The organism is Streptomyces sp. NPDC052721 (genome assembly GCF_040678315.1).
In the GTDB taxonomy this organism is placed as follows: Bacteria; Actinomycetota; Actinomycetes; order Streptomycetales; family Streptomycetaceae; genus Streptomyces.
Map to the genome: position 1 here is coordinate 1 of NZ_JBFATL010000037.1, position 22,113 is coordinate 22,113.

Annotated in this window: 14 protein-coding genes and 1 pseudogene; 7 read left to right on the forward strand and 8 right to left on the reverse strand. The window is 71.4% G+C overall.

The genetic code is table 11. The annotated features are described in order from the left end of the window. Positions 1-87: 87 nt before the first annotated feature. The 3 genes from AB0L21_RS29110 to AB0L21_RS29120 form a co-directional block, all read right to left on the reverse strand. On the reverse strand, positions 88-1,035 hold the full coding sequence (locus tag AB0L21_RS29110) for a beta-ketoacyl-ACP synthase III (RefSeq protein ID WP_365707006.1): 948 nt from the start codon (positions 1,033-1,035) through the stop codon (positions 88-90). A gap of 136 nt (positions 1,036-1,171) precedes the next feature. Beyond that, the gene (locus AB0L21_RS29115; RefSeq protein WP_258055802.1) at positions 1,172-1,300 is read right to left on the reverse strand and encodes a hypothetical protein; all 129 of its coding nucleotides are present in this window, start codon (positions 1,298-1,300) and stop codon (positions 1,172-1,174) included. Then, complete coding sequence (locus AB0L21_RS29120; protein WP_365787405.1) at positions 1,275-2,603, reverse strand: OFA family MFS transporter; 1,329 nt, start codon at positions 2,601-2,603, stop codon at positions 1,275-1,277. Before AB0L21_RS29120 ends, AB0L21_RS29115 begins: the two co-directional genes overlap by 26 nt. 263 nt (positions 2,604-2,866) lie before the next feature. Here AB0L21_RS29120 and AB0L21_RS29125 point away from each other — a divergent pair, with 263 nt between their 5' ends. The 5 genes from AB0L21_RS29125 to fdhD are packed head-to-tail and all read left to right on the forward strand — an operon-like array spanning position 2,867 to position 9,296. Next, positions 2,867-3,838, forward strand: coding sequence for a 2-dehydropantoate 2-reductase (locus AB0L21_RS29125; protein WP_365787407.1), 972 nt, complete (start codon positions 2,867-2,869; stop codon positions 3,836-3,838). Next, positions 3,835-5,754: a molybdopterin-dependent oxidoreductase gene (locus AB0L21_RS29130; protein WP_365707000.1), complete on the forward strand. Its 1,920-nt coding sequence runs from the start codon at positions 3,835-3,837 to the stop codon at positions 5,752-5,754. The genes AB0L21_RS29125 and AB0L21_RS29130 overlap by 4 nt, the downstream gene beginning before the upstream one ends. Positions 5,755-5,759: 5 nt before the next feature. Further along, entirely contained in the window at positions 5,760-7,583 is a 1,824-nt protein-coding gene (locus AB0L21_RS29135) for an NADH-ubiquinone oxidoreductase-F iron-sulfur binding region domain-containing protein (protein WP_365787486.1), read from the forward strand. Then, a complete protein-coding gene (locus AB0L21_RS29140; RefSeq protein WP_365787409.1) occupies positions 7,580-8,440 on the forward strand; it encodes a 2Fe-2S iron-sulfur cluster-binding protein in 861 nt (286 codons plus the stop codon). Before AB0L21_RS29135 ends, AB0L21_RS29140 begins: the two co-directional genes overlap by 4 nt. A 7-nt stretch (positions 8,441-8,447) precedes the next feature. Next, positions 8,448-9,296: a formate dehydrogenase accessory sulfurtransferase FdhD gene (gene fdhD / locus AB0L21_RS29145; protein ID WP_365706996.1), complete on the forward strand. Its 849-nt coding sequence runs from the start codon at positions 8,448-8,450 to the stop codon at positions 9,294-9,296. Between the two features lie 179 nt (positions 9,297-9,475). On the opposite strand, the gene AB0L21_RS29150 is transcribed toward fdhD, so the two are convergent. The 3 genes and pseudogenes from AB0L21_RS29150 to AB0L21_RS29160 all read right to left on the reverse strand — a co-directional run bounded on the left by AB0L21_RS29150 (position 9,476) and on the right by AB0L21_RS29160 (position 11,850). Then, positions 9,476-9,997: an isochorismatase family protein gene (locus tag AB0L21_RS29150; RefSeq protein ID WP_365706994.1), complete on the reverse strand. Its 522-nt coding sequence runs from the start codon at positions 9,995-9,997 to the stop codon at positions 9,476-9,478. A gap of 19 nt (positions 9,998-10,016) precedes the next feature. After that, positions 10,017-10,136, reverse strand: a pseudogene (locus tag AB0L21_RS29155) (MarR family transcriptional regulator); the annotation flags it as partial. Positions 10,137-10,833: 697 nt separating this feature from the next. Then, positions 10,834-11,850 carry a bile acid:sodium symporter family protein gene (locus AB0L21_RS29160; protein WP_365706989.1) on the reverse strand — a complete coding sequence of 339 codons (1,017 nt, stop codon included), beginning with the start codon at positions 11,848-11,850 and terminating at the stop codon, positions 10,834-10,836. Positions 11,851-12,020: 170 nt separating this feature from the next. Between AB0L21_RS29160 and AB0L21_RS29165 the strand changes: the two genes are divergently transcribed. Continuing rightward, positions 12,021-12,890 (forward strand): LysR substrate-binding domain-containing protein, encoded by an 870-nt coding sequence (locus AB0L21_RS29165; RefSeq protein WP_365706987.1) that lies wholly within the window; start codon positions 12,021-12,023, stop codon positions 12,888-12,890. Positions 12,891-13,699: 809 nt separating this feature from the next. Next, a complete protein-coding gene (locus tag AB0L21_RS29170; protein WP_365787411.1) occupies positions 13,700-15,526 on the forward strand; it encodes an AMP-dependent synthetase/ligase in 1,827 nt (608 codons plus the stop codon). 21 nt (positions 15,527-15,547) lie between these two features. Here the strand turns inward: AB0L21_RS29170 and AB0L21_RS29175 are convergent, their stop codons facing one another. Both AB0L21_RS29175 and AB0L21_RS29180 read right to left on the reverse strand, forming a co-directional pair. Next, positions 15,548-17,578 (reverse strand): PQQ-dependent sugar dehydrogenase, encoded by a 2,031-nt coding sequence (locus AB0L21_RS29175; RefSeq protein ID WP_365787413.1) that lies wholly within the window; start codon positions 17,576-17,578, stop codon positions 15,548-15,550. Next, entirely contained in the window at positions 17,575-22,104 is a 4,530-nt protein-coding gene (locus AB0L21_RS29180) for a glycosyl hydrolase family 28 protein (protein ID WP_365787415.1), read from the reverse strand. The genes AB0L21_RS29175 and AB0L21_RS29180 overlap by 4 nt, the downstream gene beginning before the upstream one ends. Between the last annotated feature and the right edge of the window lie 9 nt (positions 22,105-22,113).

Consider the following 22,113-nt stretch of genomic DNA (forward strand, 5'->3'; position numbering starts at 1 on the left):
TCGTACTGGATGTACTTGGGTCGGGGCCCGGTGCGGCGAGAGTGCGTGCATGGCGTCGCGCGGCAGACGGGAGTTTGACGACAGGGCCTAGGGGCACCGCACGACCTGACCGGCGTACGAGAGATTGCCGCCGAAACCGAACAGCAGCACCGGGTCGCCCGTGCTGAGCGCTCCCCGTTCGGCCAGCTTGGAGAAGGCGAGCGGGATACTGGCGGCCGAGGTGTTGCCGGACTCGGTGACGTCCCGTGCGACCACCGCATTGACGGCGCCGAGCTTCTCGGCCAGCGGCTCGATGATCCGCAGGTTGGCCTGGTGCAGCACGACCCCGGCCAGGTCCTCGGGCGCCACCCCGGCCTTCTCGCAGGCCTGGCGGGCGATGGCGGGCAGCTGGGTGGTGGCCCAGCGGTAGACGCTCTGCCCCTCCTGCGCGAACCGCGGCGGCGTGCCCTCGATCCGCACGGCGTGTCCCATCTCGGGCACCGATCCCCACAGCACCGGTCCGATCCCGGGCTCCCGGTCCGGCCCGCACGCCTCCACCACGGCTGCCCCGGCGCCGTCTCCGACGAGGACGCAGGTGCTGCGGTCGGTCCAGTCGGTGACGTCGGACATCTTGTCGGCGCCGATGACGAGCGCCCGGGTCGCGGCGCCCGCCCGGACGGTGTGGTCGGCGGTGGCGAGGGCGTGGGTGAAGCCGGCGCAGACGACGTTGACGTCCATCGCGGCCGGCCGCGGGATGCCGAGGCGGGCGGCCACCCGGGCGGCGGTGTTCGGGGACCGGTCGATCGCGGTGGACGTGGCCACCAGCACCAGGTCGATGTCGTGCGGCGCGAGTCCGGCCGCGGCGAGGGCCTTGGCGGCGGCGTGCGCGGCCAGCTCGTCGACCGGTTCGTCGGGGCCGGCGATGTGCCGGGTGCGGATGCCCACCCGGCTGCGGATCCACGCGTCACTGGTGTCCACCATGCCCGCCAGGTCGTCGTTGGTGAGCACCTTGGCGGGCTGGTAGTGACCGATGGCGGCGATGCGCGAGCCGTTCATGCCGGGTATCCCCTCGTGCGTGGGTAGCGGGATCCACCAGTCTGATCAGTGACTCGCGAGTACGACGGCAGGTGAAGCCACAGGAATCGGGCGCCCGGGTTGTCGGCTTCGCTCAGGCCCTCGGACGCCCGACCTTTCACCCTGTGAACAGCTGTGTCGCCTTCCGCACCAGCTCGTACAGGCCGTAGGCGAGGGGTGTGCCCACCCACAGCCAGGCGAAGGCGATCAGGCCCCTGCGGCTAGGCGGGCTGCTGTCGCTGGGCATCTGCGGCCTCCCTCGGGGCGGGGACGTGGTGGCGGGGGTGGACGGGACGGACGAGTTCACCGGCGACGAAGCCGACGACGAGCAGGCCGATCATGATGCCGAACGACAGCCCGTACAGCGACGGGCCGTGCTTGCCGGCCGCCTCCTGCCGGTCGGCGATCCAGTTGACGATCAGCGGCCCGAGCACGCCGGCCGTGGACCAGGCGGTCAGCAGCCGGCCGTGGATGGCACCGACCTGGTAGCTGCCGAAGAGGTCCTTCAGATAGGCGGGGATCGTCGCGAAGCCGCCGCCGTAGAAGGAGAGGATCACCAGCGCGCACAGCACGAACAGCGGTTTCGACGTGTCTCCGAACAGCGCGATCAGCAGGTACATCAGCGCGCCGACGCCGAGGTAGACGCGGTAGATGTTCTTGCGGCCGACTCTGTCGGAGGTGGAGGACCAGCCGATGCGGCCGGCCATGTTGGCGGCCGACAGCAGCGCGACGAAGCCGGCCGCGGCCGAGGCCGACACGGGGGTGGAGCTGTCCGCGAAGAAGTCCGTGATCATCGGCGCGGCCTTTTCGAGGATGCCGATGCCGGCGGTCACGTTCATGCACAGCACGAGCCACAGACACCAGAACTGCGGGGTGCGCACGGCCTGGCGGGCGGAGACCTGCACGCCGTCGACGGCGCTCGGCCCGCTCTCGACGGGCTTCTCGGAGCGCGGCACACGGACCAGGAGGACGCCGAGGGTCATGAAGGCGGCGTACGACAGCCCGTGCACCAGGAAGGCGAGGGCGATGCCCTCGTTGTCGGAGCCGAAGGATTCGAGCATCTGGGCCGACCACGGCGAGGCGATCAGCGCGCCGCCGCCGAAGCCCATGATGGCGATGCCGGTGGCCATGCCCGGCCGGTCCGGGAACCACTTGATCAGGGTGGAGACGGGCGAGATGTAGCCGATGCCGAGGCCGATTCCGCCGACGAAGCCGTAGCCGAGGACGATCAGCCAGTACTGCTTCGTCCCGGCGCCGAGGGCGGAGATCAGGAAGCCGGAGGAGAAGCAGGCGAGGGCCACGGTCATCGCCCAGCGCGGGCCGTTGCGCTCGACGAGCGTGCCGCCGAACGCGGCGGACAGCCCGAGCATCACGATCGCCACCTGGAAGGGCAGCGCGCTCTGGGTGCCGTCGAGACCCAGCGCGGATTCGAGCGGCGGCTTGAAGACGCTCCAGGCGTAGGCCTGGCCGATGGAGAGGTGGACGGAGAGGGCGGCGGGCGGGACGAGCCAGCGGCTCCAGCCCGGGGGTGCGACAGGGGGGCTGCTCATGACGCCGGACGGTAGGGCGGGGCACGGGAGTTGAGAAGACGGCCGTCGACCGTATGCGGTGAACGGTATGCGCGCTGCGCTCAACGGTCGCCGCGCGGGCCCGCGGTCAGCGCGCGAGCCCCGCAACGGTCGCCGCGCGAACCCTTGCTGACATCAACTCCATACTGTAGACAATATTTCGTCGACAGGATTCAGCGACGTGTCTCCGCGCCGGCTCCCGTCCTCACCTCCGCGGTATCCCTCGAACCGAACGGAGCGTCCCCGTGAAAGTCGCAGTCCTCGGCGCCGGGGCCATCGGCGCCTACGTCGGTGCCGCGCTCCACCGCGCCGGCGCCGACGTGCACCTCATCGCCCGTGGACCGCATCTCGCGGCCATGAGGCGGCACGGCGTCCGGGTGGTCAGCCCGCGCGGTGACTTCACCGCGCACCCCCACGCCACCGACGACCCGGCCGACGTCGGCCCGGTCGACCATGTCTTCCTGGGCCTGAAGGCCACCGCGTACGCGGCGTGCGGGCCGCTGATCGCACCCCTGCTGCACGAGCGCACCACGGTGGTGGCCGCGCAGAACGGCATCCCCTGGTGGTACTTCCACCGGCACGGCGGCCCCTACGACGGTCACCGCCTGGAGAGCGTCGACCCCGACGGCGCCGTCAGCGCGGTCCTGGCCCCCGAACGGGCCGTCGGCTGCGTCGTCTACGCGGCGACGGAGCTCCAGGCGCCCGGCGTGGTGCGGCACGTGGAGGGCACCCGCTTCTCCCTCGGCGAGCCCGACCGCAGTATCTCGGCGCGCTGCCTGGAGCTGAGCGGGGCGATGCAGGCCGGCGGCCTGAAGTGCCCCGTGGAGCCGGATCTGCGCAACGACATCTGGCTGAAGCTGCTCGGGAACATCTCCTTCAACCCGATCAGCGCCCTGGCCCGGGCCACCATGCGGCAGATGTGCCGGCACGGCGGCACCCGCCGGGTCATCGAGACGATGATGCGCGAGACGCTCTCCGTCGCCGAGGCCCTCGGCTGCGAGGTGGGCGTCTCCATCGAGCGCCGGCTCGCCGGCGCGGAACGCGTCGGCGACCACCGCACCTCCACCCTCCAGGACCTGGAGCGCGGCAAGCCGCTGGAGCTGGACGTGCTGCTCGCCGCCGTGGTCGAACTCGCGGAGATCACCGGTGTGGAGGTGCCCACCCTGCGCACCGTGCACGCCATCTCGGACCTGCTCGCGCTGAGGAGCGCCGCATGAGGAACCGGCAACCGAAGACCTACACCCGGCTGACGCGCCCCCTGGTGCGCGACTGCCGTGACGAGCCGTTCCGGGAGGCGAGCTGGGAGGAGGCACTGGACCGCGCCGCCCGGGGCCTGGAGCGCAACCGGGGGGCGTTCGGAATGTTCTCCTGCGCCCGCGCCACGAACGAGATGAACTACGTGGCGCAGAAGTTCGCGCGGGTGGTGATGGGCACCAACAACGTCGACTCCTGCAACCGGACGTGTCACGCGCCCAGTGTCGCGGGGCTGTCGGCCGCGTTCGGCTCCGGCGGCGGCACCTCGTCGTACGAGGAGATCGAGCACACCGACGTCATCGTGATGTGGGGCTCGAACGCCCGCTTCGCGCACCCGATCTTCTTTCAGCACGTGCTGAAGGGCATCCGGAACGGCGCCCGGATGTACGCCGTCGACCCACGCCGGACCTCCACCGCCGAGTGGGCGGAGAGCTGGCTCGGGCTGAACGTCGGCACCGACATCCCGATGGCGCACGCGATCGGCCGGGAGATCATCCACGCCGATCTGGTGAACGAGGCGTTCGCCGGGCGGGCGACCACCGGCTTCGAGGAGTACCGCAAGCTGGTCGAGCCCTGGACCCTGTCCCTGGCCGAGAAGGTGACCGGCGTACCGGCCCGCGCCATCCGGGAGCTGGCACACGCCTACGCCCGCGCCGAACGCGCCCAGCTGTGCTGGACGCTCGGCATCACCGAGCACCACAACGGCACCGACAACGTCCGCGCGCTGATCAACCTCTCCCTGCTCACCGGCCATGTCGGCCGCTACGGCTCCGGGCTCCAGCCGCTGCGCGGGCAGAACAACGTGCAGGGCGGCGGCGACATGGGCGCCATCCCCAACCGGCTGCCCGGCTTCCAGGACATCCTGGACCCGGACGTCCGGCTGAAGTTCGAGTCGGCCTGGGACACCGTCATCCAGCCGCACTACGGGCTGAACCTGACGGAGATGTTCGAGGCGATGGAGGACGGCAGGCTGCGCGCGGTGTACTGCGTCGGGGAGAACCCGGCCCAGTCGGAGGCCGACAGCGAGCAGGCCGTACGCCGCCTGAAGGCACTGGACTTCCTCGTCGTCCAGGACATCTTCCTCACGAAGACCGCCGAGCTGGCGGACGTCGTCCTGCCCGCGACCGCCGGCTGGGCGGAGACCGAGGGCACCACCACCAACAGCGAGCGGCGCGTGCAGCGGGTGCGGCGGGCCGTCACCCCGCCCGGTGAGGCCCGCGAGGACATCGACATCATCTGCGAACTGGCCGCCCGGCTGGGCCACGGCTGGAAGTACGCCGACGCGGAGGCCGTGTGGAACGAGCTGCGGTCGGTGTCCCCGGACCACTACGGGATGACGTACCGCCGGCTGGAGGAGCACCAGGGCATCCAGTGGCCCTGCCCGAGCACCGAGGAACTCGAACCTCCGTTCCTGCACGGCAGGCTGTGGGAGCCGGACCCCGGGCGGCGGGGCAGGCGGGCGCCGTTCGGGCTGGTGCAGCACGATCCGCCGGTGGACCTCACCGACGAGGAGTACCCCATCCGGCTCACCACCGGCCGGCGGCTGGACTCCTACAACACCGGTGTGCAGAGCGGCGGTTTCGCCTCCCCGCTGCGGCGCGGCGAGTACATCGAGCTGTGCCCGGAGGACGCCGAGCGGTACGGGGTCGTCGTCGGCGAGGAGGTGCGGGTGTCCTCACGGCGGGGCTCGGTCGTGGCCCCCGTGTGGATCGACACGGCCCTGCGCCCCGGCCTCGCCTTCATGACCATGCACTTTCCCGACGAGGTCGACACCAACCAGCTGACCATCGAGGCGAACTGCCCGATCGCGGGGACGGCGGAGTTCAAGGCGTCGGCGATCCGGATCGAGAAGCTGCCCGCAGTGACCTATGTGAGGTGACCTTCGTGGACCTGCACTTCGGTGACAGCAAACCGACGGACGAGGAACGCGCCGCCGTGGACGCGCTGTTGGGCCCCCCGGAATCGGCCTGGGAGGGCGCCGACCGTACCGACGCCGACCTGCGGTGGGCGCGCGGCGGCCGGGCGGCCCGCGACCGCCGCGATCTGCTGCTGCCGGGGCTGCACGCCCTCAACGACCGCGTCGGCTGGATCAGCGAGGGCGGCCTCGGCTATCTGTGCCGCAGGCTGACCGTGCCACCGGCCGAGGCGTACGGGGTGGCCACCTTCTACGCCATGTTCTCCGTCCGGCCGCGCCCCGCCACGGTCCTGCACGTCTGCACCGACCTGGCCTGCATGGCCGCCGGTGCGGAGGAGGTGTGCGCCGGGATCGAGGCGCGGCTCGGCCCCGGCAGCGGGGTGAGCGTCGAACGCGGCCCCTGCCTGGGCCTGTGCGAACGCGCCCCGGCCGCCCTCGCGGTCCGGGCGGGCGACCCGGTGCGTACGGCGGTGTCGGCGCCCGCGTCCGTGACGGAGGCCGTCGACGCGGCGAGCGCACCGGACGCGGCACCCGGGGAGCCGCCGGCCGTGGCGGCGGTACCGCAGGCGGGAGACCCCTCACTGGTGCTGCTGCGCCGGGTCGGTGTGGTGGACCCGTCCTCGCTGGACGACTACCGGGCGCACGGCGGCTATACGGCCCTGCGCCGGGCCTTCGCGCTCGGCCCGGCCGGGGTGATCCGGGAGGTGACGGACGCGGGGCTGGCCGGGCGCGGCGGCGCCGCCTTCCCCACCGGCCGCAAGTGGCAGGCCACGGCGTCCCAGCCGGACCACCCGCACTATCTGGTGTGCAACGCCGACGAGTCGGAGCCCGGGACCTTCAAGGACCGGGTGCTGATGGAGGGCGATCCGTTCGCGCTCGTGGAGGCGATCACCATCGCGTCGTACGCGGTCTCCGCGCACCGGGCCTTCGTCTACATCCGCGGTGAGTACCCGCGGGCGGTGCGCCGGGTGCAGCACGCGATCGACCAGGCCCGGGCGCGCGGTCTGCTCGGCGACGACATCCTCGGCCAGGGCTACCGCCTGGACATCGAGATCCGGCGCGGCGCCGGCGCCTACGTCTGCGGCGAGGAGACGGCCCTGTTCAACTCCATCGAGGGCCACCGCGGCGAGCCCCGCAGCAAACCGCCCTTCCCCGTGGAGAAGGGCCTGTTCGGCAAGCCGACCGCCGAGAACAACGTGGAGACACTGGTCAACGTCCTGCCGATCCTGACCATGGGCGCCCCGGCGTACGCGGCCATCGGCACGGCGCGCTCCACCGGGCCGAAGCTGTTCTGCGTCTCCGGCAGTGTCGACCGGCCCGGGGTCTACGAGCTGCCGTTCGGTGCCACGCTCGGGGAGCTGCTGACCCTGGCCGGGGTGCGCGCGGGGCTGCGGGCGGTCCTGCTCGGCGGGGCGGCCGGCGGGTTCGTACGGCCCGACGAGCTGGACCTCCCGCTCACCTTCGAAGGCACCCGGGAGGCCGGCACCACGCTGGGCTCCGGAGTGGTGACGGCCTTCGACGACACCGTGCCGCTGCCCCGGCTGCTGCTGCGCATCGCCCGGTTCTTCCGGGAGGAGTCCTGCGGACAGTGCGTGCCCTGCCGGGTCGGCACCGTGCGGCAGGAGGAGGCGCTGCGCCGGATCGCCGACCGCACCGGCGCCGGGGCCGCGGACGACGTCGCTCTGCTGCGGGAGGTCGGCCGGGCGATGCGGGACGCCTCGATCTGCGGTCTGGGACAGACCGCGTGGAACGCCGTGGAATCCGCCATCGACCGTCTGGGGGCCTACACATGACCGCGATACCGATCGGGGTGCCGCGCCGGCTGGTCGGGTTCACGCTCGACGGGCAGGAGGCCCGGGTTCCCGAGGGCGCCACCGTCCTCGACGCCTGCCGGGCCGCGGGCAAGGACGTCCCGACGCTGTGCGAGGGCGACACACTGCGCCCGAAGAACGCCTGCCGGGTGTGCGTGGTGGAGGTCGAGGGGTCGCGGACGCTGGTGCCGGCCTGCTCGCGCCGGGCCGAGCCCGGCATGGAGGTGCGCACGGACACCGAGCGCGTCCGGCACAGCCGGAAGATCGTCCTGGAACTGCTGGCCTCCTCGGCCGACCTGTCGACCACGCCACGGGTCGCCGAGTGGATCAAGGAGTACGAGGCGAAGCCGGACCGCTTCGGCCCCGACGCCGCCCGCCTGAACGACGAACCGAAGATCGACAACGAGCTGTACGTGCGCGACTACGCGAAGTGCATCCTGTGCTACAAGTGCGTCGACGCCTGTGGCGACCAGTGGCAGAACACCTTCGCGATCTCGGTCGCCGGGCGCGGTTTCGACGCGCGGATCGCCGTGGAGCACGACGCGCCGCTGACCGACTCGGCCTGCGTGTTCTGCGGCAACTGCGTGGAGGTGTGCCCGACCGGGGCGCTGTCCGCCAAGCGGGAGTTCGACCTGCGGGCGGCCGGCGACTGGGACGAGTCGCGGCAGACGGAGACGACCACCGTGTGCGCGTACTGCGGGGTGGGCTGCACGCTCACCCTCCATGTGCAGGACAATGAGATCGTGAAGGTCACCTCACCGCACGACAATCCGGTGACCCACGGCAACCTCTGCATCAAGGGCCGTTTCGGCTACCAGCACGTACAGAACCGGGGCTGATCAGACCATGGGACGAGTCACGGAACGACGCAAGGTCCTCCGCATCCGGGACGGGGCGGTCTCCACCCGGCCGGACACGCTCGTCGCCGAGGAACCCCTGGAGATCCGGCTGAACGGCAAGCCGCTCGCGATCACCATGCGCACCCCCGGCGACGACTTCGCGCTCGCGGCCGGCTTCCTGGTGAGCGAGGGCGTACTGGCCACGGCGTCCGACCTGCAGAACATCGTCTACTGCGCCGGCGCGACGGTGGACGGTTCGAACACCTACAACGTGGTCGACGTGAAGACCACGCCGGGCGTCACCCTCCCGGACTTCACGCTGGAGCGGAACGTCTACACCTCCTCCTCGTGCGGGCTGTGCGGCAAGGCCAGCCTGGACGCCGTCCGGACGACCGCGCGCTGGCCGATCGCCGACACTCCCCCGCTCCGGGTCACCCCCGGACTGCTGGCGAGCCTGCCCGACCGGCTGCGGTCGGCCCAGCGGGTGTTCGACCGGACCGGGGGCCTGCACGCGGCGGCCCTGTTCAGCGAGGACGGCGAGCTGCTGGACACCCGGGAGGACGTCGGCCGGCACAACGCGGTCGACAAGCTGGTCGGCCGGGCCCTGCAGAACGACGCCCTGCCGCTGTCCCGGGCGATCCTCATGGTCTCCGGCCGGGCCTCCTTCGAACTGGCGCAGAAGGCGGTGATGGCGGGCATCCCGGTGCTCGCGGCCGTGTCGGCGCCGTCGTCGCTGGCGGTGGACCTGGCCGCCGAGACGGGGCTGACCCTGGTGGGCTTCCTCCGGGGCAGCTCGATGAACGTGTACGCGGGCCAGGACCGGATCGCCCTGCGGGAGGCGGCCGCCCAGGGCTGACCGGCCCCCCGCGGCACGGCGGCGGGGCCCCGTCCGGCGGGGAGCGCCCCCTGCGCCCGCGGGGCTCCGCCGATCTTGCTTCGTTCACCTACGGGGGCGCCTCAGCCGGTGTCGCGGCCGGCGCGCCGGGACAGCGGGAGTTGGTGGGCCCTTGCCGTGGGGCGGGTTCGGGCCGCTGTTCAGCCGAAGGTCAGGTCCGTCGACCTCGTCACCGTGCCCAGTCTCGGGAAGTCGAGGCGTACGGACGCCTCGTGCTCGGCCGCGGTGAACGCTGCCATGGCGTCCTCGGCGAAGACGAGGTCGTAGCCGAGGTCGGCGGCGGCGCGGGCGGTGGACTCGACACCCAGGTTGGTGGCGATGCCGCCGAACACCAGGGTGGTGATGCCGCGTTCGCGCAGCCGCTCGTCCAGGCCGGTGCCCTGGAAGGCGCCCAGGGTCCGCTTGACGACCTCCAGATCGCCGTCCCGGCGCAGGCCGGGCACCAGCCCGCTGCCGGGCGGCTGTTCGGCGACGGCGGGACGCTCGACCCGCACGAGGACGACGAGAGCACCGGCGCGGCGGAAGGTGGTCGCCGCCTCCTCGGCGGCGGCGAGTACTTCGGTGCCCTTGCGGGGTTCCAGGGGCAGCGCGACGATGCGGTCCATCAGGTCGACGAGGATGAGGGCGGTGCGCTGCGGATCGAGCAGGGGAGCTGCGGTCATGACGGAACGTTAACCGTCGTCAGCCGTCCGTGCCGGAAATCCCGATCAACAGACCCATGAACTGATCGCGTTCGACGGCCGGCAGCGGGGCGAGCGGTTCCTCGCTGGCCTCACGGGCGGCCTTCTCGCAGCGCAGGAGTCCGAGTTCCCCTGGAGCACGCGGCGGCGGCGCACGAGGTGATCCGGAGCCCGTTGCGGGTGGTCGACGAGGACGGCGGCGACACCCACGGCAACCCGGCCCCGGTCGTGGACCGTGTCACCGGGCGGGTCTGGGTGGCGGAGACGTACGACACGGGCCGTACGGACAGCGCCGGCGGTACGGTCCCCTGCGACCGCACCCCGCATCTGCAGTACAGCGACGACGACGGCCGTACCTGGTCCCGGCCGCGCGATCCGAGCCCCGAGATCCTGCCCGCCGACTGGAACTCCTGGTACGCCACCGGGCCCGTGCCCCATGGCACGGACGGCGCCGTGCGCCTGCCGTACCGGGCTGCGGCTCGGCACGAACGTCTTCGCGGCGCCGGGGAACAGCCACTGCTGTGGAGGGGCGGGATCGGCACCAGCCAGCCGCAGGTGTGGCTGCGCGGGGAGCCGGCGGACAACCGCGCGCAGGGGCTGATCGCCGTGCGGAACGGAGCCGCCGCGCCGCAGACCGCGTACGTGCGCACGGACTGGCGGGGACCGGCTGTCGCTGTCCGGCGACGGTGCGCTGCTCCGTCGCAGACGTACCGGGCTCCGTCAGCCGCAACTCCCCCTTCGGCGTGCGCCTCGGTCAGCGCATGGACAGCCGCGCCTTCCTCACCGACGCCACACTCGCCGACCCCAAGGTGCTGCGGTCACCGCAGGACACGGTCCTGTGGCTGCCCCTGCACCGCGTGCGCGGCTGACGCGTCGGGCGCGTCCGTGGTCGCCTCCGGGTCACGGGCGCGCCGCTTGGCGATGACCGCGCACACCATGAGCTGCATCTGGTGGAAGAGCATCAGCGGCAGGACGGCCAGTGAGGCGTGGCTGCCGAACAGGACGCTCGCCATCGGCAGCCCCGAGGCGAGGGACTTCTTCGACCCGGCGAACTGGATGGCGATCCGGTCCTCCCGGCGGAAGCCGAGCGCCTTGGCGCCGTACCAGGTCAGCACCAGCATCACGGCCAGCAGGACGGCCTCGACGCCGAGCAGTCCGGCCAGCCGCACGGGGCTGACCTGGTGCCAGATGCCCCGGTTCATGCCCTCGCTGAACGCGGTGTAGACGACCAGCAGGATCGAACCCCGGTCGACCAGTCCGAGGACCTTCTTGTGCCGGGTGACGAACCCGCCGATCCACCTCCGCAGCAGCTGTCCGGCGAGGAACGGCACCAGCAGCTGGAGCACGATCTTCACCACCGAGTCGGCGGAGAACCCGACCGCCTCGCCGCCGAGCAGCCCCGCCGCGAGCAGCGGTGTGAGGACGATGCCGACGAGGGAGGAGAAGGACCCGGCGCAGATCGCGGCGGGCACGTTGCCCCGGGCGATCGAGGTGAACGCGATGGACGACTGGATGGTGGACGGCACCAGCGTCAGGAACAGCAGGCCCTGGTACAGGGGCTGGGTCAGCAGGACCGGCACCAGCCCGCGCGCGGCGAGCCCGAACACCGGGAAGACGACGAAGGTGCACGTCAGCACGGTGACGTGGAGCCGCCAGTGCTTGAACCCGTCCAGCGCCTCACGGGTGGACAGCCGGGCGCCGTAGAGGAAGAAGAGGAAGGCGATCGCGGCCGTGGAGGCGCCCGAGGTCACGTCGGCGGCGGTGCCCCGGGCCGGAAGGAGCGCGGCGAGACCGACCGTGCCGAGCAGCAGCACGATGTACGGGTCGATCGGCATCCGACTCGGCCAGTGCAGGCGTTTCACGGTGCTCCGATTGCTGTGGGTGACGTGCGGTCGCGGGCCCGTAGGGCCCCCCTCGATTGTCCTCCTCCGGCCGTTGATCGGGAATCCCGGATACCGCTCTGACTGTCATCATGATCTGCGATGAGCGGCTAGGCTCGGACGTCGTGTACGAACCGACGCACCTGCGCACCTTCCTCGCGGTCGCCCAGACGCTGAGCTTCACGCAGGCCGCCCGGCGGCTGGGGCTGCGCCAGTCCACGGTCAGCCAGCATGTGCGGCGGCTGGAGGACGCGGCCGGCCGGCAGCTGTTCTCCCGGGACACCCATTCGGTGGAGCTGACCGAGGACGGCGAGGCGATGCTGGGGTTCGCCCGCCGGATCCTGGAGGTGCACGAGCAGGCGACGGCGTTCTTCAGCGGCACGCGCGTGCGTGGCCGGCTGCGCTTCGGCGCCTCGGAGGACTTCGTCCTGACCCGGCTGCCGGAGATCCTGGAGGGCTTCCGCTACGACCATCCGGAGGTCGACCTGGAGTTGACGGTGGAGCTGTCCGGCACCCTGCACGAGCAGCTGGCCGCCGGGAAGCTCGACCTGGTGCTGGCCAAGCGGCTCCCGGAGGATCCGCGCGGAGAGCTGGTCTGGCGGGACGACCTGGTGTGGATCGGCGCCGAGCGGCTGCGGCTGGACCCCGACCGGCCCGTTCCGCTGATCGTGTACCCGCCGCCGGGCATCACCCGGGTCCGCGCGCTGGAGGTGCTGGAGCGGCAGGGCCGTGACTGGCGGATCGTGTGCACGAGCGGCAGCCTCAACGGGCTGATCGCGGCGGCCCGCGCCGGCCTCGGGGTGATGGCCCACTCCCGGCGGCTGATCCCGCCGGGCCTGTTCCGGCTGCCCGACCGGGCCGGCCTGCCCGAGCTGGGCAAGGTCGACTTCGTCCTCGTCCACGGCCACCGCCGGGGCCCGGCCGGGCCCGCCGCGGACGCGCTGGCGGCGGCGGTCCTGGCGGGCGGCGAGCGGCTGCGGCGCAGGAGCGGCTGACACCGGCGGGCCCGCGCCGGGGCACCTCACCGCCCCGGGCCGGCCCAGGTAGGCGTACAGGGCGGCGGTGTCGCGGACGGCGGGCGGTGAGGATGATGGGGGCCGGGCCTGCGGGGGCCGGCCCGAAGGCGGTCTCGTCGTGGGTGGCCAGGGCCCGGCCGACGGAGTCCAGCGCGGCCGTCGCCCACCCCGAGCGTCGTGGAGATCCGCGCCCTGCGACTCCCGCGTCGCTCCTACGGCGGCCCGGCCCGGCTGGCTGCCCAGTCTCCGGGCGCCCAGCGACGAGCAGACCGCGCCGACGGCGGCCGGGGCGCTGCGCGGGGCTTTCCCCGAGCACACGCCGCGGGCCGCGTTCGCCTCGGGTTCTGAACGGCGCGCTCGTGGTGGCGGGGCCGGCCGGGATGGTGGCGGGCGCCCTGGCGCTGGTGCGGGCGGGTCGGCCGACAGCTCCGAAGGCTTCCGGCGTGGTGCCGGAGGAGGCGGTGGCGGCCCGGGGGCGCGCGGCGGACCGGCACTCCTTGTGAGCGGGGCGGTCACGGAGCGGTGTTCCGGGGTCGCCCCGCGCGCGGGGTGCCGTAATCGGCGCGTACAGATTCGGTGGAGATTACGCTACCGAAACTTACTGACCTGTCAGTAGTTGTGTCCGGCCCTTCCCCATGTGCGGGCATTTCAGGGTCACCGTCCGGACAGATCGTGTGGTTTGCTCGGTTTCCGCACCCCTCCCGCACACCGACCGGGTGGGGTAGCTTTCACCGCGCTGTGCGGTGCGTGGACCAACGTCACTGAGGCGCGAGACACGGGGAGCGAGGTTGCGCGAGTTCACCAACCCTCCGTTGGCGTCGCCGCCGCCGGTGGGCGGTCTGGCAGACGTCGTCTTCGACCATGCCCGGACCGACCCGCTGCACATCGCGCTCGGCCGCAAGGACCCCGACGGACAGTGGCGGGACGTGACCTCCGCCGAGTTCCGCGACGAGGTCATGGCCCTCGCCAAGGGGCTGCTGGCCCGCGGCATCCGCTTCGGCGACCGGGTCGCGATCATGTCCCGCACCCGCTACGAGTGGACCCTGTTCGACTTCGCCCTGTGGTCCATCGGCGCCCAGGTGGTGCCCGTCTACCCCACATCCTCGGCCGAACAGTGCTTCTGGATGCTCTACGACGCCGAGGTGTCCGCGGCGATCGTGGAGCACGAGGACCACGCGATGACCATCGCCACCGTCATCGACCGGCTGCCGCGGCTGCGGCAGCTGTGGCAGCTGGACGCCGGCTGTGTGCAGGAGTTGTACGACGCCGGGGCGCACCTGGACGACGAGGTGGTGCACCGGCACCGGGAGGCGGTCACCCCGGACTCGGTGGCCACCGTCATCTACACCTCCGGCACCACCGGCCGCCCCAAGGGCTGTGTGATCTCCCACGGCAACTTCATGTGCGAGGCGGACACCGTGATCCAGCGGTGGGAGCCGGTGTTCCACTCGAAGAAGGGCGACGAGGCGTCGACGCTGCTGTTCCTGCCGCTGGCGCACGTCTTCGGGCGGATGGTGGAGGTCGCCGCGATCCGCGGCCGGGTCCGCTTCGGGCACCAGCCGCAGCTGCACGCCGCCGCCCTGCTGCCCGACCTGGCCGCCTTCCGGCCGACGTTCATCCTCGCGGTGCCGTACATCTTCGAGAAGGTGTTCAACGCGGCCCGCCGCAAGGCCGAGAAGGAGGGCAAGGCGGGGCCGTTCGAGAAGGCCGTCGACATCGCTGTCAGGTACGCGGAAGCGGTGGAGGCCAGGGCGTGGGGCACCGGGCCCGGCCCGTCGGCGGGGCTGCGGATGCAGCACCAGCTCTTCGACAAGCTGGTGTACGCGAAGGTCCGCGCCGCGATGGGCGGCCGGATCCGGAACGCGATGTCGGGCGGGTCGGCGATGGACCGCCGGCTGGGGCTGTTCTTCGCGGGCGCGGGCGTGCAGATCTACGAGGGCTACGGCCTGACCGAGTCGACGGCCGCGGCGACCGCCAACCCGCCCGAGCGCACCCGTTACGGCACCGTGGGCCAGGCCATCCCGGGCACGACCGTGCACATCGCCGACGACGGCGAGATCTGGCTGCACGGCCCGAACGTCTTCCAGGGGTACCTCAACAACCCGAAGGCCACCGACGAGACCCTGCACGACGGCTGGCTCGCCACCGGCGACCTCGGCTCCCTGGACGAGGACGGCTATCTGACCATCACCGGCCGCAAGAAGGAGATCCTGGTGACCTCCGGCGGCAAGAGCGTCTCCCCGGGCGTGCTGGAGGAGCGGGTCCGTGAACATCCGCTGGTCAACCAGTGCATCGTCGTCGGCAACGACCGCCCGTACATCGCGGCCCTGGTCACCCTCGACCAGGAGGCGGTCGAACACTGGCTGCAGATGCGCGGCAAGCCGAGGATGACCCCGGCCAAGCTGGTGCACGACCCGGACCTGGAGACGGAGGTGCGGCGGGCGGTGGTCGCCGCCAACACCCTCGTCTCCCAGGCCGAGTCGATCCGCACCTTCCGCATCCTGGCCCAGCCGTTCACCGAGGAACACGGCCTGCTGACACCGTCGCTGAAGCTGAAGCGGAAGGCGATCGAGAAGGCGTACGCGAACGAGGTCGAGGCCCTCTACCGGAGCTGACGCTCCGTCACCTCGCGTTCGTCAGCTGATCGTCACCCGGAAGATCTTGTCGGATCCGTCCGCCGCGCCTCCGTTGTTGTCGCAGTTGGTGGTGGACAGCCACAGCTGGTCGGCGCCCGGGACCTTGGTGACCGTGCGCAGCCGGCCGTAGGTGCCGACGTAGTACGCGGTCGGGGTGCCGACCTTCTCGGTGTCGCCGTTGACCGGGATCCGCCACAGGCGTTCGCCGCGCAGGGACGCCATGTAGACGACGTTGCGGACGATGGCGATGCCGCTGGGCGAGGCCTCGGAGACGTTCCAGGTGGCCTTGGGGTTGGTCATGCCGGCGACGGAGCAGTTGCCCTCGCAGGCCGGCCAGCCGTAGTTGGCGCCCGGCTTGATGAGGTTCAGTTCGTCCTTGGAGCTGTTGCCGAACTCCGCCTCCCACAGCCGCCCGCCGCGGTCGAAGGCGAGGCCCTGCGGATTGCGGTGGCCGAGGCTGTAGACGTAGTTCCCGAACGGGTTGCCGGGGGCCGGCTTCCCGTCCGTCGTCATGCGCAGGATCTTGCCGTTGAGGGAGTTCTTGTCCTGCGCGAGGTCGGGCTGCTGGGCCTCGCCGGTGGAGACGTACAGAAGGCCGTCGGGGCCGAAGAGCAGTCGTCCGCCGTTGTGGTAGCGGTTCTTCTTGATGCCCTGGAGCAGGACCTTGTAGTCGCCCAGCGTGCCGCCGTCGTAGGTCATGCGGACGACCCGGTTGCCCTCGGCGGCGGTGTGCATGAAGTAGACGTGGTGGTTGGTCTCCCACTCGGGGTCGACGGCCACCCCGAGCAGTCCGCCCTCGCCGTTGGTGGTGACGGCGTTCGGGACCGTGCCCACCTGGGTCCGGGTGCCGTTCCTGGTCAGCTTCCACACCCGGAAGTCGTCCCGCTCGGTGACCAGCGCGGACTGGCCGTCGGGCAGCCAGGAGGTGCCCCAGGGGATGGTCCAGCCGCTGGACAGGGTGCTCACGGAGGACGGGACCCCGCCGTCGGTGGCGCAGGCCTTGGTGGTGAAGGTGACGGTGTTCCCGGGCGGGGAGACGTTGCCGGCCGCGTCCCGGGCGACGACGTTCAGGCTGTACGGGCTGTCGCAGGCGAGGCCGGTGAGGGTGGTCGACGTGCCGCTGGTGACGGTCTTGTAGACGGTGGTGCCGCTGCGCACGTCGTAGGCGACGACGGCCCGGTCGTCGGTCGAGGCGCCCCAGGTGAGGTCGGCGCTGTTCGACGTGACGTCGTCCGCGTGCAGGGTGCCGGGTGCGGTCGGCGGTGTGCTGTCGGAACTGGGCCTGGTCGTGCAGTCGACGACCGGGCTGGCCGGTGAGGTGTTGCCGGCCGCGTCCCGGGCGATGACCGTGAGGTCGTAGGTGGTGTTGGGGGTGAGCCCGGTGAGCGCCTTGGCGGTGGCGGTGCCGGGGGCCTCGCCGAGCTTGTTGCCGTGCTCGTAGAGGTCGTACGCCGTGACGCCGGTGTCGTCCGTGGAGGCGCCCCAGGCGAGGGTGAGCCGGTCCTCGCCGATGTCCGGGCAGGAGGGCGCGCCGGGCCGGGTGGGGGCCTGGGTGTCGGCCGGGGTGCCGAGGCTGACGCGGTCCAGGTTCGGGCCGCCGTTGTCGGTGGTGGCCGTGGCGCGGAGCGTGTTGGTGCCCGCCTTCAGGGTGACGTTCACGGCCTTGGTGGCCCAGGTGTTCCAGTCGGCGGTGGCCGGGAAGGAGACGGCGGACGCGGCGACGGCGCCGTTGACGGAAAGGTCCATCGGGCGGTCGGTGGCGGTGCCGTTGGCGTACCGGAGGGTGACCGGCACGGTGCCGGCGGAGGCCGCGTCGACCGTGAACTCCACGGAGGAGCCCTTGACGTTGGTGTAGTCGACGAAGCCGCTGCCCGTGTACCCGGTGTGGTTCGTGGCCACGGTGCCCTGGGTGATGCGGGCGTCCTCGGCCTGGTAGTCGGTGGCCGCGCTCGCGGTGCCCTGGCTCAGCGCGACGAGCGGCACGGCCAGGGCCAGAGAGACGGCGCAGGCGAGAGTTCTGTCGCGTTTCATGATCGTCCCCTCGACCGGCTGTCGACCGGGTTCACACGGATGAGCCGTGTTTCGCCCGGCCGCAGCGTCGCGCTGTACGTATCGGCGATCACGCCCTTGTGGGAGCCGGACCAGAGGTCCGTGACGTCACCGGAGCCGGTGAAGCCCACCTTCGACCAGTTCACGGAGACCGTCGCGTTGCCGGACGTACCGGTGTTGAACAGCGCGACCACGTACGCGCCGCTGTTCTCGCGTTTGCTCCAGACCTGCTGGACACCACTGTTCACCACCCGCTTCGCGGCCACCCCGTCCTGGTCGACGCCGATCAGCCGGTCGTTGGTGAGCATCGCCTTGTCGACCGGGTCGAGACGGGTGAGGTCCGTGCCGAGCAGCAGCGGTGCCGCCGCCATCGCCCACAGTGTGAAGTGCGAACGGCGCTGGTCGGCGGTGAGACCCACCTGGTCGCCGTTGCCGATCTCCAGCGAGTCCAGGTCGTTCCAGCCGCCCGGCCCGGCGTACGGCTGCCAGGCCGCGGCCGAGTCGAAGCGCGCCGAGACGTGCGACCAGTCGGTGAGCGGATAGCCGCTGCCGTGGTCCCCGGGCCCGCAGTAGCACTCCACGTCGCCCTGGGTGCGCCAGCTGTTGGCGAGCTGCCGCCAGGTGGTGGCGTGGTCGATCGGGAGGTTGTTGGACAGCGCGAAGGTGATGGGCCGGCCGGTGGCGCGCAGCGCCTTGTCCCAGGCCTGGACGTCGGGGACGTCCTGGCTGCCCACGCCGTCGATCTTCAGGTGGTCGACCCCCCAGGAGGCGAACTGCCGGGCCCAGGAGTCGACGAACTCCTGCGCGCCCGGCTTGGAGTAGTCGATGTAGTACATGTTCTTGCAGTTGTAGTTCTTCTCGGTCTTCGAGGTGTCCGCGATGTCCTTCGCGTGGTACGGCGTCCCCTCGATCGGCGTGTTCTTCAGGACCGCGTTCCTGGCGATGCCCGGGGTGACGTAGAAGCCGAACTTCAGGCCCCTGGCGTGGACGTAGTCGGCGAGGGCCTTGATGCCGGACGGGAACTTCGCCGTGTCGACGGCCCAGCGGCCGTAGGAGTCGACGGTGAAGCCGTTGTCGTCGCACTTCTGCCAGAAGTCGTCCAGGTTGACCTGGACGAAGCCGTGGTCCCTCAGACCGGTCGCGACCAGTGCGTCGGCCTGTGCCTTGATCTTCGCCTCGGTCGGCTGCCGCCGCACGAAGCTCCAGCTGCTCCAGCCCATGGCGGGGCGCAGGGCCTGCCCGTTGTCCGAGCGGGTGCGCACGGCGGTCGCCGGGGTGGCGTACGAGGTGCCGACCCAGGCCTCGTCGATCCGCAGCCGCTGGTAGCGGGTGGTGTCGGTGGCGGCGGCCCAGGTGGAGTCGACCTCCAGACGGACGTACCGGGCGGTGGCGGCGGTCAGGTCGATGCCCTGGATGCCGCGGGCGCTGGGCAGTTGCCCCGTCTTCACGGCACTCCCCCAGTGTGTGCCGTCGTCGCTGAGGAAGACCTTGTACGCCTTGATCCGGGCCGACTGCTCGGTGTCGGAGCGGGCGTAGGCGACGGAGTCCTCGCGCTGGTTGAGCCCGAGGTACCGCACCTTCTTCGCCGAGCCGAGGTCGAAGGTGAGGGTGACGGGCAGGGTCTTGCCGTTGTCCCAGTAGGTGAGGTGGTCGCCGTCGCCGGCGGCGGAGCCGGGGTGGCCGCTCGCCGAGGCGCTCGCGGTCACGGTGACGCCGGACAGGATGCCCTGCCGGCCGGCCGTGGTCACCTTGAAGACGGTGTCGTACGGGTCCCAGGCGCCGAGCCCGGTGAGCGTGAGCACACCGCCGGACTGCGACCAGGAGACGACCTTGCCGGTACGGAGGTCGGTCACGGACGCGACGCGGTAGCCGTTGTCGCGGATGCGCAGGGTGCTGGTACTGGGCGGGGTCAGGACGTGGACGTACTGCCGGCCGGGGTCGTCCTTGGCGACGGTGGTCACGCCGTGGGCGCCGTCGTTCCAGAAGCCGGGCTTGAGGCCGCCGTACATGTAGCCGCCGCCCTCGGTGCCGTGCAGGGACTCCCAGATCGGGGCGAGGTAGCTGTCCGTGAAGGTGTTGAAGGCCGCCTGGTTGGCCGGGAACTTGCCGTTGACCTGGGCGGTCTCGGCCATCAGGGCCTTCACCGAGGAGCCGGCGTTGGTGATCAGCCGGCCGAGGGTGAGCCCCCGGTCGACCGCGGGATCGGATCCGTCGTACCACCAGGCGCCGGTCGACGGCAGTTTGAAGTCCGCCTCGGTCAGGCGCGGCTGGGCGGTGTACACGGCCTGCGGATAGTCGTACGCGGGCGTCATCCCCGTCTTCTGCTCGTTGCTGATCATGTCCATGATCGGCGTGTCCTCGTTGTTGTTGCTGAGCGTGTAGGCGGGGCGCTTCTCGCGGATCTGCTCGTAGAGGTGGTGGCTCTCCCAGTAGGCGTTGTCGTTGTCGATCCAGAAGCCGCCGAGGTCGGGGTAGCGGTCCATGACCTCGAAGAAGTTGTCGTAGGAGAACCGGCCGAAGCCGTCGCGCGTGGTCAGGTCCACGTCCTCGCCCTTGTAGGCGGAGTACGCGGCGGAGTCGAGCCATTCGTGGCCGCCCTCGGCGTGCCACTGGGGGTCGTCGGTCATGTAGAGGATGACCTTCATGCCCTTCGCCTTGGCGGCGCCGATCAGTTCACCGAGGAAGTCCCGCTGGGTGGAGCAGGAGCCGGGGATCCTGGACGGCCAGGGGCGGGCGTAGCCCAGCCGGCTGTGGAACGTCGCCAGGACGAGGTACTGCGTGTGCAGTTTCCGGGCCTCGTTCACCCAGTAGTCCGGCGTCCAGCCGCCGTTGGTCACGTCCTTCTCCCAGGCGGTGCAGCTGGTGTGGGCGGGCGCGGTGCGCAGGCCCCAGTGCAGGAAGAGGCCACCGACGGAGCCGCGGAGGAAGGCCTGGCGGGAGTCGTCCGCCGCTCGCGGGCGCACCGGCGTGGCGCAGTCCTGGCGGGAGCCGCTCGCCGAGATCCGCAGGGCGCCGCCGGAGGTGGTGCGGCTGTCGGTCAGGCAGTAGCCGGTGACGTTCTGGAAGCCGATGTCGTGCGGGGAGCCGTCGCCCTTCTGGGCGGTGAACCGGGTGAAGCGCAGGCCGCTCGCCGCGTGGGCGATGACGGCGGGGCGGCCGTCGTCGGCGGCGAAGCGCACCCTGCTGTCGGTGAACCGCACGTCGTCGGCGTTGTGCAGGTACCAGCCGTAGGCCGGCCGGGTCCCGATGCTCTTCGGGTTGTAGTCGGTGGGGTTGTTGTCGGGCACACCGGTGGACAGGGTGCCGTTGCCGCCGGGCACGGTGATGTCGACGTCGTTGAACCGCACCCCGCTGATCCGGTGGCCGCTCTCGCCCCACAGGGTCGGGCTGAAGGACGGGCTGTCGCCGGTGGCCGTGATGTGGTCGTAGGTGATGTCGCTGATCGAACCGACACCGGGACTGTTCCCGCACCGTTTCCGGGTGCCGATCTTCTGCATGATCGGCGAGTGGACGTCCGTCATGGTGATGTCGCGGTAGTGGACGTCGGAGATCTTCGCGCCGTCCATGGAGACCATGCCGAGCCCGGACTTGTCGGCGCCCTCGATGCGGATCTTCTCGAACTGGTAGTCGGAGAAGTCGCCGCAGGTCTCGGAGCCGAACATCAGGGCGTTGCAGCAGCGCGCGGACAGGTAGGAGTCGCTGACCCGGACATGGCCGTTGGGGAGCTTGGCGCCGAGGGCGTAGTCGCTCTTGAAGACCAGGGCGTCGTCGTTGGCCTCGATGTGCGCGTTGGTGATCGTGACGTCGGTGGTGGAGATGATGTTCCAGCCGTCGCGGTCGCTCGCGGTGTCGATGGTCAGACGGTCGGAGACGACGTTCTCGCAGCCGTTGATCAGGGCGGCGAAGTGGCCGCCGCGGCGCAGGGTGAGGCCGTCGCCGAGCCGCAGTCCGTCGCAGCGGGTCAGGGACAGGATCTTGTCGGCCTCACCCGGCTTGGGGTTGCCGGTGATCAGGTTGCCGGCGCCGTCGATGACCCCGTCGCCGGTGAAGCCGATGTTCGTCAGCCGGTCGCCGTAGATCATCGCGTTGTGGAAGTGGCTGTGGCCGTAGTCCTGGTACGCGTCGTTCGCGTTGGGTTCGGGTGCGTCGTAGGTGTCGGCCGAAGAGCCCTGGAGGGTGGCGCCCTTGTCGAGCTGGAGCGTCACGTTGCTCTTCATGTGGATGGTGTTCTTGGACTTGTAGGTGCCGGGCGGGAAGCGGACGGTGCCGCCGCCGGCCGCGTTGGCGGCCGTGATGGCCTTGTCGACGGCGGGGGTGTCGTTGGTGGAACCGTCGCCCTTGGCGCCGTAGTCGCGCACGTTGTGGACGGCGGCGGTCTGCCGCTGCGGGGCCGCGAGGGCCGACGGGTGGGCGAGTCCGAGGACGACGGCGAGGACGCAGAGCACGACGGCCGCCGCCGGCCTTCTGCGCGCGCCCTGGAGGCGCACCTGACGATGGGGCGAGTCCATGACGCTCCC